The organism is Massilia aurea (assembly GCF_024753205.1).
GTDB lineage: Bacteria > Pseudomonadota > Gammaproteobacteria > Burkholderiales > Burkholderiaceae_D > Telluria > Telluria aurea.
Genome location: NZ_JANUGZ010000002.1, coordinates 192945 through 209772 on the forward strand (window position 1 = coordinate 192945; position 16828 = coordinate 209772).

Here is a 16828-nt window from a genome sequence, read left to right on the forward strand (position 1 = left end):
CGGGATCAGGAAAAGAAGCGCGGGTCGTACGTCCAGCGCTTGAGGGTCGTTGCGACGATCGTTCCGGCATCGCCGTGGTGCGGATTGATCAGCACATTGTATTCGTCCGGCACGATGACGGAAGGGACAAGCAGGAGCGCCGAGTCGCCCGATGCAATCCAGGCGTCGCCAGTGGTCCGGGCGGCCAGGCCTGCCGGAATCGCATCCCAACCGCCGGGCAGCGGATCGAGCACCCGACGCGCATCCCACACCCGGTCCGGAATGTCGATCCGCACCAGATAGCGATTGAACGGCAGGCCGCCGCTACGCAGGTAATGTACGGTTTCGAGCGTGGCCAGCGCGATATTCATGGCGCAGTACACGACGGGTGTTCCTTTGCTGTTCCAGCGCCCGCCCGTCATCTTGGCGCCGGTGCCATTCAGATCATTGGCGGCATAGGTCGGCGCTTCGACTGCAATGCGCCACACCGCCACGGTCACGCGTACGCCCCGCTCTGGCTCATGGACAGCAGTTCGGCGACGAGTTTCTGCCCCTCGAATGTATCCATGTAGCTGGCCGGAGTTGCGCCGGCCAGCGCCGGCAGTGGACTGGTCAGCCAGTCGGAAACCCAGCGGGCTGCATTAAATCCGGCCGGATCGCCGGACTGCTCGACCATGGTCTGCACCATGCCAATCAGGGCTTCGACGCCCAGTACCCGTTCAGACTCGTCGCTGGACAGCAGCGTCGCGTCTTTTTCCTTGCGACTGATGGTGGCACGGGACAGCCCGAGGCTGGACAACAGATACTCTTTGCTCATGCCCATGCGCGCCGACAGGCTGCTGATCGTTGCGGCAGAGATACCCTGGCGGATGACCGCAATGCGTGCCTGAGGATCGAGGCGATAGACTTGCACGCCGTCGCTGACTGTGGCGTTGCGGGCAACCGTTTGCGGCTGAACGCGCTTCACCATGCTGGCGCCGGCACGGGCTTTGCGAGGTGCCGGGGCGACTTCTGCCAATACCTTGGGATTTGACATGATCGTCTCCTTTAAGACGGAAGTATAGATCAAATGAGTCAAAATGCAAATGCCGGGCGGTCTGGGCTGCGTGTTGAATAGATCCACCTTCCATAGCCCCGCGTTATGGCCGATCCATTCTCCGGCATTGGTTCGTCGATAACTCAGATATGCAATCGTTATCGAATAATAACAACCAAGTATCATATTGTTTCGCACAAGCAACAATTATCGATATTACCGGATTTATTGATGTCCAACCGGCGTGCCTGCGTTTACGCTTGCCGCTGTGCACCTGCGTTCCCGGCACGATGCACACCCCGGCTTCATCAGATTGTCGGGGCATCACTTGCTACCTGAACGGATACTATGAAAATCAATGATCTTAAAATCGGCGTTCGCCTTGGCGGCGCTTTTGCCGCCGTTCTCGCCCTGATGGTCCTGATGCTGGGCGTCGCCTTCTGGCAGCTCGAGCGGATCGCCGACGCCAAGCAGACCATGGCGCAAACGTCCTACCGCGCCAAGCTGGCCAAGGAGTGGAGCCAGGGCACCGTCACCAACAGCGTCAGCACCGTTGCCAAGTACAAGAGTGTCGATCCGGTCGACGAGAAGTACCACGACGCGCAGATGAAAGTCATCAGCGACAAGGCAGGCAAGCTGCAGAAAGAACTCGAATCCCTGATCCAGAGCGAACAGGGCAAGGCGCTGCTGGCGGAAATCGCAACCGAACGCGCCAAGTATTCGGTCATGCGCAACGAGGGCTTCAAGATGAAGAGCGCGCTTGGCGCCGACAACGCCGAGGTCAAGGCGTTCTTCGAGACCAAGGTCATTCCCGAAATGCGCATCTACGTTGCCACCATCGAGAAACTTGCGGCCTACCAAGAGCAATTGTTCACTGATGCGGACACCAGCATCGACGCCATCGTCGTGTCGGCAACGCGCATCCTGATCGGCCTGGGCATCGCTGCGCTGGCCATCGGTGCAGCCTGCGGCTGGCTGCTCACGCGCAGCATCACGCGTCCGTTGGCGCATGCAGTGGGCCTGGCGCGCCAGGTGGCCTCGGGCGACCTGACAGCGGATATCCGCGCCGAATCGCGCGACGAAGTGGGCGACCTGGTGCTGGCGCTCAAGACCATGAACGACAACCTGCTCAAGACCGTGACTGAAGTGCGCGCCGGCACCGAGACCATCGTCACCGCATCGCAGCAGATCGCCTCGGGCAATCTCGACCTGTCGTCGCGTACCGAGCAGCAGGCCAGCTCGCTCGAAGAGACGGCGTCGTCAATGGAAGAACTGACCAGCACCGTGCGTCAGAACGCCGACAATGCACGCCAGGCCAATGTGCTGGCCAAGAATGCATCGCAGATCGCCGCGCATGGCGGTGAAGTCGTGTCGCAGGTGGTATCCACGATGGCGTCGATCAACGCGTCGTCGAAAAAGATCGGCGACATCATCGCCGTCATCGACGGCATCGCGTTCCAGACGAATATCCTGGCCCTGAATGCAGCAGTGGAAGCCGCGCGCGCCGGTGAACAGGGCCGCGGCTTTGCCGTGGTGGCGAGCGAGGTGCGCAACCTCGCGCAGCGCTCGGCCGCGGCGGCAAAGGAAATTCGCGGCCTGATCAGCGACTCGGTCACGAAGGTCGAGGCCGGTGGCCGCCTGGTCGATGAAGCCGGTGTGACGATGCAGGAAATCGTGCAGGGCATCGGGCGCGTGACTGAGATCATGGCGGACATCACGTTGGCCAGCGCCGAACAGTCAACAGGCATCGAGCAGGTCAACGAAGCGATCACGCAGATGGATGGCGTGACGCAGCAGAATGCGGCGCTGGTGGAAGAAGCCGCGGCGGCCGCCGCATCGCTGCAGGAACAGGCGACGACACTGGCGCAGTTGGTCAGCGTGTTCAATGTCGGTCATGGCAGGCCGGGTGCTATGCGCCAGGCTGCGCAGCCGACCGTGGCCGGGCGTTCGCTGGCCGTGCGCAGCGCAGCACCATCGCGCACCAATGTCGAGCGAGTCGAGGACGAAGAAGACGCCATCGCCTGATGCTGTCTGCTACAACGGGCCGCGCCGGCCCGTTATGGCGCCTGAAATAACCATCTTTACAACGTTATTATGCGCGTTACCTGCCCAAGGTAATGTTCACATATTATTTCGTTTACTCCCAGCAACACATTCAACGAATTTTTCATTCCCACTGTCAATACGCCTCGATCAGGGATTATTCTGAAACAAGGATTGCCTGTAAGTACAATTATCTGAAGGCATCCACGATCGTCTCCCCCATTGTCAGGAATGGAATAGAAATGAATATCAAGGACCTCAAGATTGGCACCCGCCTGGGTGCGACGCTCGCCATTATCGTGGGCCTCATGGCCCTCATGGCAGGCAACGCACTATGGCAACTCTTCCAGATTTCAAATGCGAAGACAGAGATGTCGGAGGCCTCTGAAAAATTCATGCTGGCCACGGAATGGCGCCAGGGTGTGGCAGTCAACCGCGTCAGCACCATCGCCCGCTTCAAGAGTACGTCCCCCGAAGACGAGACCTACCACGAGAAGGAAATGAAGGCGGTCAGCGCCAACGTGAGCAAGGTACAGGACGAGCTGGAATCGCTGATAAAAAGTGACGAAGGCAAGGCATTGATCGCCACCGTGGCGACCCGCCGCACGACCTACATTGACGCGCGCAACACGGCTTACAAGCTCAAGCGGGAACTGGGTCTGGACAATCAGCAGGTCCAGTCACACTTTGAACAAAAAGTAATCCCGGCGATGCTCGCCTACACCGAGAGCGTCAATAAAGTCGCGGCCTTTCAGCAGACGCTGTTCAAGAATGCCAATGATCATATCGAGGTTCTTGACCAGTCTGCACGACGCTCGCTGATCGTACTGGCAGTGGTCGGGCTGGTCGTCAGTATCGTGCTCGGGATGATGCTGGCCCGCAGCATCACCACGCCACTCAAACGCGCCGTGAGCCTGGCGCGTCAGGTTGCTTCCGGCGACCTGACAACTGAAATCCGCGCCGAATCGCGTGACGAAGTCGGCGACTTGCTCGATGCGCTCAAGACGATGAGCACGAGCCTGCGCAAGACCGTGACCGAAGTGCGTACCGGGACTGAAAACATCGTCACTGCGTCGCGTCAGATTTCGTCGGGCAATCTGGATTTGTCTTCCCGCACCGAGGAGCAGGCCAGCTCGCTCGAAGAAACCGCGTCCTCGATGGAAGAGTTCACCAGCACCGTGCGCCAGAACTCCGACAATGCGCGTGAGGCCAATGTCCTGGCCAAGAACGCATCCCAGATCGCGGCGCATGGTGGTCAGGTGGTGTCGCAGGTGGTCTCGACGATGGCGTCGATCAATGCTTCGTCGAAGAAGATCGGCGACATCATCGCCGTCATCGACGGCATCGCGTTCCAGACCAATATTCTGGCCCTGAATGCCGCGGTCGAAGCGGCGCGTGCTGGCGAACAGGGTCGTGGCTTCGCGGTGGTGGCAAGCGAAGTGCGCAACCTCGCGCAGCGCTCGGCCGCTGCAGCGAAAGAAATCCGGGGCCTGATCAGCGACTCGGTCACGAAGGTCGAGGCCGGTGGGCACCTGGTGGACGAAGCCGGCGTGACGATGCAGGAAATCGTGCAGGGCATCGGGCGCGTGACCGACATCATGGCCGACATCGCGTCGGCCAGTGCCGAGCAGACCACGGGCATCGAACAGGTCAACGAAGCCATTACGCAGATGGATGGCGTCACGCAGCAGAATGCGGCGCTGGTCGAAGAGGCAGCAGCGGCGGCGGCGGCGTTGCAGGAGCAGGCGACAGCGCTGGCGCAACTGGTCAGCGTGTTCAATGTGGGGCATGGCGAAGCGCCGCGCGCTGGTGGTAGCCGCTCGTTGGTCGTGCGCGCGCCGGCGCCGGCACGCGCCAGTACACGGCAAGCCGGACCGGTCAGGCTTGCAGAAGAAGCGCTCGCCTGACGGGCTGTGCTCCTGCCCTGCAGGCGCACGCGTGATACGGGTTGCCTAGAGTCGCAACCCCGCATCGACCGGCTTCGCACCACGCTGCCTGCCATTGGCCGACAGCCGCGCCTCGATCAATTCGAGCATGCCCTGCGCGGCGTGCGATAACGCCCGGTCCTTGCGCTGGACGATCAGGATCGGGCGCACTACGGCATCCGCATCGAGCGGGATGGCAATCAGGTCCAGGCTGCGGAACTGGAACAGCGTCAGCTCCGGTACGAGGCTCACCCCGAGTCCCTGCCCGATCAGGCCCGCCACCGTGGCCAGGTGCTCCACCTCAAGCCCGGAATGGCGTACGTCGAGCCCCCGCGTGAGCTGGTCGACGTGCTGGCGCACGCTGGTCGATGGCGCAAGGTGAATCAGTTCGCAGCCCACCAGATCGGGCATCCGGATTTTGCGCTTGCGCGCCAGCGGATGGTCGCGCCGGCAGACAAAGAAAAACGGATCGCTGCACAGCGTACGGGTTGAAAATTCAGCCAGATTCGCCCCGGGCGCCGTCAGCGCCAGATCGACCCTGCCCTGGCGCAGCAGGTGCAGGCATTGGTCCGACAGCGCGTCGAACAGCTGCACCGTGATGCCGGGATAGGTGGCCTTGTAGTGTGCGATGACCTCGGGTATGCCGTTGGCCGCCAGCGATGGCAGCACGGCCAGCGCCACCCTGCCCTTGCGCCGCGCGATGAAGTCGCCCATGTCGGTGAAGGCCGCATCAAGGTCGGCCAGCAATGCGCGCGCCACTTCCACGAACAGTTCGCCTTCGGTGGTCAGGGTGACGTTGCGCGTGTCGCGCTGGACCAGCTTGGCGCCGACGGTAGCCTCGAGCTTCTGGATCACGGCGCTGAACGCCGATTGCGACAGATGGCAGCGCTCGGCCGCCTGGGTGAAATGCCGGTGCTGCTCCAGCGCCAGGAACGCCTGCAACTGCTTGGTGGAGATATTCGGAAGCATCGCGCCTGCCACTTATCGAAAAAGCCGCACAATCAATCGGAAAAATCCATTTTACAACAAAAAGCAAGGCCCCCCAGAATGGCCTCAAGTGCTGCATCGATCAGCACATACAATAAATTGGAGACTTTCATGCTGGCCTTCCTCGGCTTTTTGACTATTTTCGCCCTGCTGTTCGTTATCCTTGGCAGGAAGATGTCTGCGCTTGTCGCGCTGATTGCGATTCCCGCACTGACTGCACTGATTGGCGGCTTCGGCGCCGAGATCGGCACCTTCATCACCGACGGCATCAAGGCGATCGCACCGGTGGCCGGCATGCTGCTGTTTGCCATTCTGTTCTTCGGGATTCTGACCGACGCCGGCATGCTCGACCCGATCGTCAACCGCATCCTGAAAATCGTCGGCACCCACCCGGCCCGCATCACCCTTGGCACTGCGGTGCTGGCGGCGATCGTCCACCTCGACGGTTCCGGCGCAGTGACCTTTCTCGTCACCGTGCCGGCGATGCTGCCGCTGTATATCAAGCTGAAGATGGACAAGCGCATCCTGGCCTGCATCGTCGCCATGTCGGCCGGTGTGGCCAACGCGCTGCCATGGGGCGGCCCGACGCTGCGCGCGTCGGCCGCGCTGCATATTCCGATGACCGAGCTGTATCTGCCGATGGTGCCGGTGCAGATCGCCGGGATGCTGTTCGTGTTTGCCTGTGCCTGGATGATGGGCGTGCGGGAACAGCGTCGTCTCGGCCTCACCGGGGCCGCGCTTGCCGGCGCCGGTGGCAGCATGGGAAGCCATCACGTCCCCGAGATCGACGAGGCACAACAAAAGCTGCGCCGGCCCGGGCGCTTCATTCCCAACCTGCTTCTGGTGGTGATCGTGCTGGCAACGATGATCAGCAATGTGCTCAATCCGGTCGCCTGCTTCATGTTCGGCACCGTGCTGGCCCTGATGATGAACTACCCGGATGTCGCCGAACAGCGCGCCCGCGTCGATGCGCATGCCAAGGCCGCCCTGATGATGGCGAGCATCCTGTTTGCCGCCGGTGTCTTCACCGGCATCATGAAAGGCAGCGGCATGCTGACCGCAATGGCCCAGGTGCTCGCGGCCAGTATCCCGGTCAGCCTGGCGAGCCACCTGCCGTTCGTCACCGGCGTGGTGTCCATGCCGCTCAGTTTGGTGTTCGACCCGGATTCGTTCTATTTCGGCGTACTGCCGGTGCTGGCCGAGGCCGGCAATACCCTCGGCGTGCCGCAGGTGCAGCTGGCCCAGGCCGCGCTGCTTGGCCAGATGACGACCGGCTTTGCCGTCAGCCCGCTGACACCGGCCACGTTCCTGCTGGTCGGACTGGTGGGCATCGACCTGGGTGAACACCAGCGCTTCACGATTCCGTATCTGCTCGCCACCACGGTATTCATGACCTGCGTCGCCGCGCTGATCGGGCTGTTCCCGTTCTGACGCACCCATTGACCCTTTCGAAAGACTGCACCATGAAAACCCTACGCATCGGCTGCGGCGCCGGCTATTCGGGCGACCGCATCGAACCGGCGCTCGAACTGGCCGAGCATGGCGACCTCGATTACCTCGTGTTCGAATGCTTGGCCGAACGCACCATCGCCCTGGCCCAGCAAGCCCGGATGAAAGACCCGGCGCTCGGTTACGACCCGCTGCTCGAAGCGCGCATGCTGGCAGTGCTGAAGCCCTGTGCCGACAGGGGCATCAAGATCATCACGAACATGGGCGCCGCGAATCCGCTCGCGGCGGCCGCCAAAACCAGACAGATCGCGGTCTCACTCGGCCTTGGCCACCTGAAGATCGCCGCCATCACGGGCGACGACGTCCTCGAGCAGCTGCGCCAGGGCGACTACCTCGACGACACGGGCGAGCCGGTGGCGGCCTTGGGCAGCCGGCTGCTGTCGGCCAATGCCTATCTGGGCGCGCAGCCGCTGGTCGACGCGCTGGCGCAAGGCGCCGACATCGTCATCACCGGCCGTATCGCCGATCCGGCGCTGGTGCTAGCGCCGGCCATCCACGCCTTCGGCTGGGCGATGGACGACTGGCAGCGCCTGGGCCAGGGCACGCTGGCCGGACACCTGCTCGAATGCGCCGGCCAGGTGTGCGGCGGCTACTTCGCCGATCCCGGCGTCAAGGACGTACCAAGCCTGGCGCGGCTGGGTTTCCCGCTCGCCGTGATCGGCGAGGACGGCAGCGTCGAGATCACCAAGGTGGCCGGTTCGGGCGGCTACGTGACCCGCGCCACCTGCACCGAGCAGCTGCTGTACGAAATCCATGACCCGGCCGCCTACCAGACGCCGGACGTCGTGGCCGATTTCTCGGCGGTGACGATGACCGAGTGCGCACCGGACCGCGTCAGCCTGCAAGGCGCCAGCGGCCATCCGTGCAGCGGCCTGCTGAAAGTATCGATCGGCTACATCGACAGCTACATCGGCGAAGGCCAGATCTCGTACGCCGGACCCGGCGCGCTGGCGCGCGCGCGCCTGGCGCAGGCGATCGTCGCCGAACGGTTCGCACTGACGGGCGTCGCACTGACCGAGGTGCGCTATGACCTGATGGGCGTGAATGCGCTGCATGGCGACCGTGAGGTGCCGGGCGAGGCCGAGCCGCGCGAGGTGCGGCTGCGCGTCATCGGCCGCACCACAAGCCTGCAAGAAGCGATCCGCATCGGCAACGAAGTGGAAACCCTGTACACCTGCGGGCCGGCGGGCGGCGGCGGCGCCACCCGATCGGCGCGCGAAGTGATCGCGATCCGCTCCACGCTGCTGCCTGCCGCGCAAGTCAGCGCGACGATCCATTTCGAGGAAACCTGACATGAAACTTCGCGACATCGCGCATTCGCGCGCCGGCGACAAGGGCGACATCTCCAACCTGTCCCTGATCGCGTTTCACGCGGCCGATTATGCGCTGCTGGAACAGCAGGTCACCGCCGAACGGGTGCGCCTGCATTTCGCCGGCATCGTGCACGGCGAGGTAGCCCGCTACCTGCTGCCGCAACTGGGCGCCATGAACTTCGTCATGCAGCAGGCACTGGGCGGCGGCGTGACGCGCTCGCTGGCCCTGGACGCCCATGGCAAATCGCTCAGCTCGATGCTGCTCGATATGGAACTCGACTAAGTCGACATTCCATCACGCTGTACCCCATAAAAATACGGAGACAAACATGAAACCATTCGCGGCGATTCCGATCGTCATGCTGCTTGCTGCCAGCGGCGCAGCCACGGCCCAATCCAATATCACGATCTATGGCATCGCCGACGCCGGCATCGTTTCAGAACGCGGCGGCGCAGCCGGCAACGTTACCAAAGTCAGCAGCGGCGTCGCATCCGCCTCGCGCCTGGGATTCAAGGGATCGGAAGAACTGGGCGCGGGCGTCTCGGCGCTGTTCGTGCTCGAGGCCGGGATTTCGATCGACACCGGTGCGTTGGCCTCGTCCGGCCAGGCCTTCAACCGCCAGTCTTTCGTGGGGCTGGCCAGCAAGGACGCCGGCAGTCTGACGGTCGGGCGCCAGTACACCCTGACCTACAATGCCCTCGGTCAGGTCGGCGATCCATTCGGCAGCGGCCTGTCGGGCAGCGCCAAGAACTTGTTCCCGGTCGCGGGCGCCAATCTACGCGCGAACAATTCGATCATCTACACGACGCCCGTGAAGAATGGCTTCAGCGCAGGATTGCTGTACTCGCTGGGCGAGACCGCCGGCGACAGCGAAGCCGGAAGCCAGTACAACGTCAGCATCAACTATGCCAAGGGACCGGTCAACGCCCGGCTGGCGCACAACCATCGCAACAACGACAGCGCCACCCTCACCGGTACCGACAGCGGGCGCAACACGCTGTTCGTGGCCAACGTCGACTTCAAGGTGGTCAAGGTGTTCTTCGCCTACAGCAACGACAAGGGGCTCAACAGCGCGCCACTGAACAATGCAACGCCACTACCCTACGGCAAGGTGTTCAGACCGAGCCTGCGCGGCGACGACACGCTGGTCGGCGTCACCATCCCGGTCGGCCCGGCCGGCACCATCATGACCTCGTACATTCGCAAGAATGACAAGACCGCGCTGAACCAGGATGCGGCCCAGTATGCGGTGGGCTACGTGCATGCGCTGTCCAAGCGCACTAGTGCCTATACCTCGTACGGCATGATCGACAACCGGAATGGGGCTGGTTATACGGTGGGTAACAATGCCGAGGCGGGTTCGGGCGACCGGGCTTTCAATATCGGGTTGCGGCATACGTTCTGAACGAGGCATGCTGGCGAGCGGTTCGATGGCGCAACTGGCAACGGTCGCTCTCGCCGCCGATCTACCTGACGCACTTGACCGCGAAATCGACGTGGTAATGCTCGTCATGCCGAACCCAGGGCCTGGTCTTCATGAACGACAGCGATTTGATTGGCTGGCCTGCCGGTGTCGCGAGAACCTTCGGAATGTACTCTGGTGCCAGAATGACGCGCGCGATACCGAACCCATGGCGCCGCGCCTCTACATCCAGCTGCGCCAGATGCGCGGCAATGGCGGCGAAGTCGATGCGCAAGTCGGCAAGCCGGCCTGCACTGTCGAATTCCAGATCGTACCCGTAGTGGTTTTGCGCGGTGCGCGGCAACGGCGCCGGCTGGCTATCCCGGCCGCGCACCGGCACCATGAAATCCACCGATGTCCCGTTCTCGTGCGTGCGATGGGGCGGCATCGGGCCGCCGGTGCGCAGGCCCGTCTCGCCATAGACGTACTGCACGTCTGGCGTGGTGCGGGCCAGTGTCGCATACGCGCCCAGCACGACGTCGCGCACCTGCGCATGAACGTAGGTGCGGCCAAGCTTGAGACCGAGTTCCGAGTAGGCCGCGAAGTTGGCGCCCGCAAGCGGCAGGGCAACCGCGCCTTCGATGCGCCCGCTCCCGCTATTACCGAAGCAGGTGCTGGCCAGCGCGGGCGCGCACAGGACCGTGGCGGCCAGCATCGCGCCCACGGAAAACGGGCGCATCATGCGGCCAGCCAGCGCGCTGGCCCACGGGGCAGACTGGCGCGGCTGCCAGGGTCTCCCAGGAACAGCGCCAGTACCTTCTCGTACAACGCCAGGCTGTCGCGATAGCGCTGCTGGCGCATCGCCTCCGGCCGGCGCAAGTGCTTGAGCACGAAATAATCCGCCAGCAAATCGCCCTGTGCTTCCATATTGAAATCCTCCAGCGTCGAATCTTCGGTCAGCGTGTAGCCATAGGATAGCCCGATCCGGAACGCGCCGCGCAGACGCACCGGATACCCGAGCTGATGCTGCCAGACGTGCACCATCTCGTGCATGAACCAGTGGATCGCGGGCGGATCGCCGCGTGCATAGTCGGGGAGAAAACAGGAATGGTGAAAATACATGCTGCCGTTTGGCGTCATGCAGCAGTTCCGTGGCTGGAACGGCATGTAGCGGCGGTTGTGGATCCGCACGCGCGAATAATCGATGGCGTCGCCGAACAGCAGCGACGCCAATCTGATTTCACTTTCGCTCAGTGGGCGAAAGGACGAGCGCACGATGTGTCGCCCGTCGCCAGTCAGCTGGCGCGCAGCGCCGCAGCGGCTTTGGCCAGCGCGGTGATGTGGGCCCAGTCGCCGGCCTCGATCGCGTCCTTCGGCGTGAGCCACGAACCGCCGACGCAGGCGACGTTCTTGCAGGCCAGGAAGGCCGGTGCGGTCTCGATCGTGATGCCGCCGGTCGGGCAGAACGTCATGTCCGACAGCGGGCCGCGGATCGCATTAAGCATGCCCACGCCGCCTGCCTGCATGGCCGGGAACAGCTTGACCTGGCGGAAGCCCGCTTCGCGCGCGGCCATCACTTCGGATGGCGTCATCACGCCTGGCAGCAGCGGCAGGCCGCTTGATTTGGCGGCGGCGATCAGCGCTGGCGTCAGGCCCGGCGAGACGCCGAACACGGCGCCGGCGTCGCGCGAGGCGACGAATTCTTCGGGCGACGTCAGGGTGCCGACGCCGACGATGGCGCCTTCGACTTCGCTCATGGCGCGGATCGCGCCCAGGCCGTGCTCCGTGCGCAGCGTGACTTCAAGCACGCGGATGCCGCCGGCGACCAGCGCCTTCGCCAGTGGCACGGCGTGCGCCGGATCGTCGATGGCGATGACAGGGATCACGCTCGCCGAGCGCATAATTTCAAGTAAGGTCATTTCTGCGTCCTAAAGAGAAAGTCTTCGTCTGAACCCGGCACGACTTCATTGGCGTCCAGGCCTTCGTGCAGCGGCACGATGGTGGGGATCGGCGACGGCAGCGGGAACGTCGCCGCGCCCTGCTCCGCGGCGCTGATCGAGGCGCGGAACATCGTAAACAGTTCGCGGCCCATGCCGATGTGGCTCTTGCTCAGGTCGGTCGTGGCCTGCTTGCGCGCGGCCCATTCTTCGGCCGGCACCAGCGCCTGCAGCGTGCCGGTGGTAGCGTCGACGCGGATGATGTCGCCGTCGCGCACGAGACCCAGCGGGCCGCCGGCCAGGATTTCAGGCGACACGTGGATCGCGGCCGGCACCTTGCCCGACGCGCCCGACATGCGCCCGTCGGTGACCATCGCCACCTTGAAGCCGGCATCCTGCAGGTTTGACAGCGCTGGTGTCAGGGCGTGCAGTTCCGGCATGCCGTTGGCACGCGGGCCCTGGAAGCGGACCACCGCCACGAAATCGCGATTGAGCTGGCCGGCCTTGTAAGCGCCCATGAAATCTTCCTGCGAATCGAACGTGATCGCCGGTGCTTCGATCACGTGGTAATCGTGCTTGACGGCCGAGATCTTCATCACGGCGCGGCCCAGGTTACCCTGCACCAGCACCATGCCGCCGTTGGGGCTGAACGGGTTCGATGCCGGGCGCAGCACGGTTTCGTCGCCGCTCTGGGCCGGCGTGTCGCGCCAGATGGTCTTGCCATCTTCGCCCAGGAACGGCTCCTTGCAGTGGGCGCGCAGGCCGTGGCCCAGGACCGTGTTGACGTCTTCGTGCGCCAGGCCAGCGTCCAGCAGTTCGCGGATGATGAAGCCCGGGCCGCCGGCGGCCTGGAAGTGGTTCACGTCCGCTTCGCCGTTCGGGTAGATGCGCGTGAGCAGCGGCACGACCTTCGACAGCTGGTCGAAGTCGTCCCAGTCGATCACGATGCCGGCCGCGCGCGCGATCGCCACCAGGTGCAGCGTGTGGTTGGTCGAGCCGCCCGTCGCGTGCAGCGCGGCGATGGCGTTGACGATGCATTTCTCGTCGACGATGCGGCCGATCGGCATATAGGTGCCGCCCTGCTGCGATATCGCCACTGCCTGGCGCGCTGCGCTTTTGGTCAACGCGTCACGCAGTTCGGTGCCAGGCGTGATGAACGCGGCGCCCGGCAAGTGCAGGCCCATCACTTCCATCAGCATCTGGTTGCTGTTGGCGGTGCCGTAGAAGGTACAGGTGCCGGCGTCGTGGTACGACGCGGCTTCGCATTCCATCAGTTCTTCGCGCGTGGCCTTGCCCTGCGCGTAGAGCTGGCGCACGCGCGCTTTCTCTTTGTTCGACAGGCCCGACGTCATCGGGCCGCCCGGCACGAAGATGCCCGGGATGTGGCCGAAGTGCAGCGCGCCGATCAGGAGGCCCGGCACGATCTTGTCGCAGATACCCAGGTACAGGCTGGCGTCGAACATATTGTGCGACAGGCCGACGGCGGTGGCCATGGCGATGGTGTCGCGCGAGAACAGCGACAGTTCCATGCCAGGCTGGCCCTGCGTGACGCCATCGCACATGGCGGGCACGCCGCCGGCGAACTGGGCCACGGCGCCGATCTCGCGCACGGCGTCCTTGATGATCTTTGGATAGCCCTCGAACGGCTGGTGCGCCGACAGCATGTCGTTGTAGGAAGAAACGATGGCCACCGACGGCTGCTTGACTTCGCGCAGCTTCAGTTTGTCGTTGGCGGGGAACGCGGCGAACCCGTGGGCGAGGTTCGTGCACGACAGCGCGCCGCGCTGCACGCCCTGGATACGGGCGGCCTCGAGGTGCGCCAGATAGGCAGCGCGCGACGGGCCGCTGCGCTTGATGATGCGGTTGGTAACCTGTTCGACTACGGGGTGGAGCGCCATGTTCGTTCCTTCCTGAATTTAGTATCTGAAATTTTACTACAAATCGGACCATTGCGCTCTTTAGCGACTCCCGATGCTGTATGGATGAGCGTGAACGCGCGTCACGAAATGCGCCGGTCCTTGGTATCCTGGGGGCGCACACGCGCTTTTATGTAGTGAATTTACGCGCAGATAATTGTATTATTCGATAATCTGTTAACGACAACATTGTGCCACGCACCCCGGACCCCATGCGCCAGCCATCCTTGACCAGTACCGCCAGCTTCCAGGCCCTCGCCCAGCACGCCGACATCGCCACCACGTGGCAGATGCGCGATCTGTTTGCCGCCGACCCGCAGCGCTTCGAGCGATTCAGTGACGAGGCTGCAGGCCTGTTCCTAGACTATTCAAAAAATCGCCTCGACGGGCGCACGCTTGAACTGCTGATGCAGCTGGCGCGCGAGCGCGGCGTCGAAGCGAGGCGCGATGCGATGTTCCTGGGCGCGCGCATCAACAACACCGAAGGCCGCGCCGTGCTGCACACCGCCCTGCGCGCCCCGCGCGGTGCGTCGCACGTCGTCGACGGCGTGGACATCAACGCCGACATCCACGCCGTGCTCGATCGCATCAAGACCTTTACCGATGCGGTGCGCAGCGGCGAATGGCTGGGCTACACCGGCAAGCCGATCACGGACATCGTCAACATCGGCATCGGCGGCTCGGACCTGGGCCCGAAGATGGTCGTGCTGGCCCTGCGCCACTACGCGCATCCGCGCCTGCGCATGCACTTTGTCTCGAACGTCGATGGCCATGACATGGACGCCGCCCTCGGTCAGGTCGATCCCGAAACGACGCTCTTCATCGTCGCTTCCAAGACCTTCACCACCACCGAGACGATGATGAACGCGCAGACCGCGCGCCGTTGGTTCCTGGCGCACGCGCCAGAAGAGGCGTTGGCGAAGCACTTCGTTGCCGCATCGACCAACACCGAAGCAATCAAGGCCTTCGGCATCGACCCGGCCAATATGTTCCCGTTCTGGGACTGGGTTGGCGGGCGCTATTCGGTCTGGTCGGCGATCGGCCTGCCGGTCGCGCTGGCCGTGGGCTTTGGCTACTTCAAGGACTTCCTGGCCGGCGCGCACGAGATGGATGAACATTTCCGCAGCGCGCCGCTCGAGCAGAACCTGCCGGCGCTGCTGGGCCTGATCGGCTTCTGGAACCGCCAGTTCCTCGAGTGCAGCTCGGTCTCGATCGCGCCGTACCACCAGGACCTGAACCGCTTCCCGGCCTATCTGCAGCAGCTCGACATGGAAAGCAACGGCAAGCGCGTCACGCGCGACGGCCAGCCAGTCGACACGCCAACCTGCCCGGCAATCTGGGGTGAGTGCGGCACCAACGGCCAGCACGCCTACTTCCAGCTGCTGCACCAGGGCACCGACGTAACGCCGATGGACTTCATCGCCGCCCTGCGCCCGGCGCACGAGATGGACCACCACCACACTGCCCTGCTGGCGAACTGCTTCGCGCAGTCGGAAGCCTTCATGAAGGGCAAGACCGCCGACGAAGTACGCACCGACCTGACGGCGCAAGGCTTGCCGGCGGACGAAGTCGAGCGCCTCACGCCGCACAAGACCTTCCCCGGCAACCGCCCGAGCAACACGATCCTGATGGAGCGCCTGACGCCCACCACGCTGGGCGCCCTGATCGCGCTGTACGAGCACAAGACGTTCGTCCAGGGCGTGCTGTGGGACGTGAACAGTTTTGATCAGTGGGGCGTCGAGCTGGGCAAGGTATTGGCCAAGAAGATCGAGGCCGAGCTGGCAGGTGAGCCGGCGCCTAACCTGCACGACAGTTCCACCAACGGCTTGATCGCGCGCGCGAAAGCCGCCGTCTGATCCCGAACTTGCGAGACCGAGACTATGGCAACCGAAAAATTTGAAGTGGTACACGATGCGCCGATGCTGGTGGGCGAATCGGCGATCTGGCACGAAGTCGAATCGGCCCTGTACTGGGTCGACATCGAAGGCCTGACCGTCAACCGCCTGCACGCGGCCAGCGGCAAATTCAGCTCATGGAAGATGGGCTCGAACCCGTCGGCGCTGGCCATCGACGACAACAATTTCCTGGTCGTGGCCACGCGCGACAAGCTGCTGCGCCTGAACACGACCGACGGTGCGGAAACCCCGATCGCCGACGCGCCCTACGATACGTCGAAGGTGCGCTTCAATGATGGCCGCGTCGACCCGGCGGGCCGGTTCTGGATCGGCACCATGTACGAGCCGCGCGACCAGCCGGCCGCCGAGATGTACGTGCTCGCGCGCGACAACCTGCGCTGCGCCTGGCGCGGCGGCATGACCAACTCGAACGGCCTGGCCTGGAGCCTGGACGGCCGCACGATGTTCCATGCCGATACCACCACGCACCGCATCGACTGCTACGACTTCGATGTGGCCACCGGTGAGCACAGCAACCGCCGCACGATCCTCACCTTCCCGACCGATAAAACGGCGCCGGACTACGGCGGGCGGCCCGATGGCGCAACGATGGATTCTGAAGGCATGTACTGGGTCGCGATGTTCGAAGGCGGGCGCGTGCTGCGCATCTCGCCAACGGGCGAGATCCTGCGCGAGATCAAACTGCCGGTACGCTGCCCGACGTCGGTCTGCTTCGGCGGGCCCGACCTGCGCACGCTGTACATCACCAGCGCCAGCCAGGGCCGGTCGAGCGAAGAAATCGCGCAGTATCCGCACACCGGCAAGGTGCTGTCGGTGCGGCTCGATGTCGCCGGCCGCGAAGAGCCCGAGTACGCGATCTGAACC

At 63.8% G+C, this 16828-nt stretch carries 15 protein-coding genes; 8 read left to right on the forward strand and 7 right to left on the reverse strand.

The window, feature by feature from the left end:
* Positions 1 to 5: 5 nt before the first annotated feature.
* Positions 6 to 479: an RES family NAD+ phosphorylase gene (locus NX775_RS06500; RefSeq protein ID WP_258835254.1), complete on the reverse strand. Its 474-nt coding sequence runs from the start codon at positions 477 to 479 to the stop codon at positions 6 to 8.
* Positions 476 to 1015 carry an Xre family toxin-antitoxin system antitoxin gene (locus NX775_RS06505; RefSeq protein WP_258835255.1) on the reverse strand — a complete coding sequence of 180 codons (540 nt, stop codon included), beginning with the start codon at positions 1013 to 1015 and terminating at the stop codon, positions 476 to 478. The genes NX775_RS06500 and NX775_RS06505 overlap by 4 nt, the downstream gene beginning before the upstream one ends.
* 348 nt (positions 1016 to 1363) lie before the next feature.
* Between NX775_RS06505 and NX775_RS06510 the strand changes: the two genes are divergently transcribed.
* Together NX775_RS06510 and NX775_RS06515 are read left to right on the forward strand one after the other, a co-directional pair.
* A complete protein-coding gene (locus tag NX775_RS06510) occupies positions 1364 to 3040 on the forward strand; it encodes a methyl-accepting chemotaxis protein (RefSeq protein ID WP_258835256.1) in 1677 nt (558 codons plus the stop codon).
* Positions 3041 to 3300: 260 nt separating this feature from the next.
* Complete coding sequence (locus tag NX775_RS06515; RefSeq protein WP_258835257.1) at positions 3301 to 4965, forward strand: methyl-accepting chemotaxis protein; 1665 nt, start codon at positions 3301 to 3303, stop codon at positions 4963 to 4965.
* A 45-nt stretch (positions 4966 to 5010) separates the two neighbouring features.
* On the opposite strand, the gene NX775_RS06520 is transcribed toward NX775_RS06515, so the two are convergent.
* Positions 5011 to 5952, reverse strand: coding sequence for a LysR family transcriptional regulator (locus NX775_RS06520; protein ID WP_258835258.1), 942 nt, complete (start codon positions 5950 to 5952; stop codon positions 5011 to 5013).
* 129 nt (positions 5953 to 6081) lie between these two features.
* Here NX775_RS06520 and NX775_RS06525 point away from each other — a divergent pair, with 129 nt between their 5' ends.
* Genes NX775_RS06525 through NX775_RS06540 form a run of 4 tightly spaced genes read left to right on the forward strand, consistent with a single transcriptional unit; the run spans position 6082 to position 10198 of the window.
* Positions 6082 to 7401 (forward strand): CitMHS family transporter, encoded by a 1320-nt coding sequence (locus NX775_RS06525; protein ID WP_258835259.1) that lies wholly within the window; start codon positions 6082 to 6084, stop codon positions 7399 to 7401.
* A 32-nt stretch (positions 7402 to 7433) separates the two neighbouring features.
* The gene (locus tag NX775_RS06530) at positions 7434 to 8771 is read left to right on the forward strand and encodes an acyclic terpene utilization AtuA family protein (RefSeq protein WP_258835260.1); all 1338 of its coding nucleotides are present in this window, start codon (positions 7434 to 7436) and stop codon (positions 8769 to 8771) included.
* 1 nt (position 8772) lies between these two features.
* Positions 8773 to 9075, forward strand: coding sequence for an AtuA-related protein (locus NX775_RS06535; protein ID WP_258835261.1), 303 nt, complete (start codon positions 8773 to 8775; stop codon positions 9073 to 9075).
* Positions 9076 to 9121: 46 nt separating this feature from the next.
* A complete protein-coding gene (locus NX775_RS06540; protein WP_258835262.1) occupies positions 9122 to 10198 on the forward strand; it encodes a porin in 1077 nt (358 codons plus the stop codon).
* Between the two features lie 61 nt (positions 10199 to 10259).
* On the opposite strand, the gene NX775_RS06545 is transcribed toward NX775_RS06540, so the two are convergent.
* From NX775_RS06545 to edd, 4 genes are all read right to left on the reverse strand, one after another.
* Positions 10260 to 10937, reverse strand: coding sequence for a penicillin-insensitive murein endopeptidase (locus tag NX775_RS06545; protein WP_258835263.1), 678 nt, complete (start codon positions 10935 to 10937; stop codon positions 10260 to 10262).
* A complete protein-coding gene (locus tag NX775_RS06550) occupies positions 10934 to 11428 on the reverse strand; it encodes a Rhs element Vgr protein (protein WP_258835264.1) in 495 nt (164 codons plus the stop codon). The genes NX775_RS06545 and NX775_RS06550 overlap by 4 nt, the downstream gene beginning before the upstream one ends.
* 62 nt (positions 11429 to 11490) lie before the next feature.
* Positions 11491 to 12114, reverse strand: a complete 624-nt coding sequence (eda, locus tag NX775_RS06555) for a bifunctional 4-hydroxy-2-oxoglutarate aldolase/2-dehydro-3-deoxy-phosphogluconate aldolase (protein ID WP_183555656.1) — start codon at positions 12112 to 12114, stop codon at positions 11491 to 11493.
* Positions 12111 to 14030 carry a phosphogluconate dehydratase gene (gene edd / locus NX775_RS06560; protein ID WP_258835265.1) on the reverse strand — a complete coding sequence of 640 codons (1920 nt, stop codon included), beginning with the start codon at positions 14028 to 14030 and terminating at the stop codon, positions 12111 to 12113. Before edd ends, eda begins: the two co-directional genes overlap by 4 nt.
* Before the next feature lie 230 nt (positions 14031 to 14260).
* On the opposite strand from edd, the gene pgi reads away from it, so the two are divergent.
* Positions 14261 to 15904, forward strand: coding sequence for a glucose-6-phosphate isomerase (pgi, locus tag NX775_RS06565; protein WP_258835266.1), 1644 nt, complete (start codon positions 14261 to 14263; stop codon positions 15902 to 15904).
* Positions 15905 to 15928: 24 nt separating this feature from the next.
* Positions 15929 to 16825, forward strand: coding sequence for an SMP-30/gluconolactonase/LRE family protein (locus NX775_RS06570; RefSeq protein WP_258835267.1), 897 nt, complete (start codon positions 15929 to 15931; stop codon positions 16823 to 16825).
* The last annotated feature ends 3 nt before the right edge of the window (positions 16826 to 16828 follow it).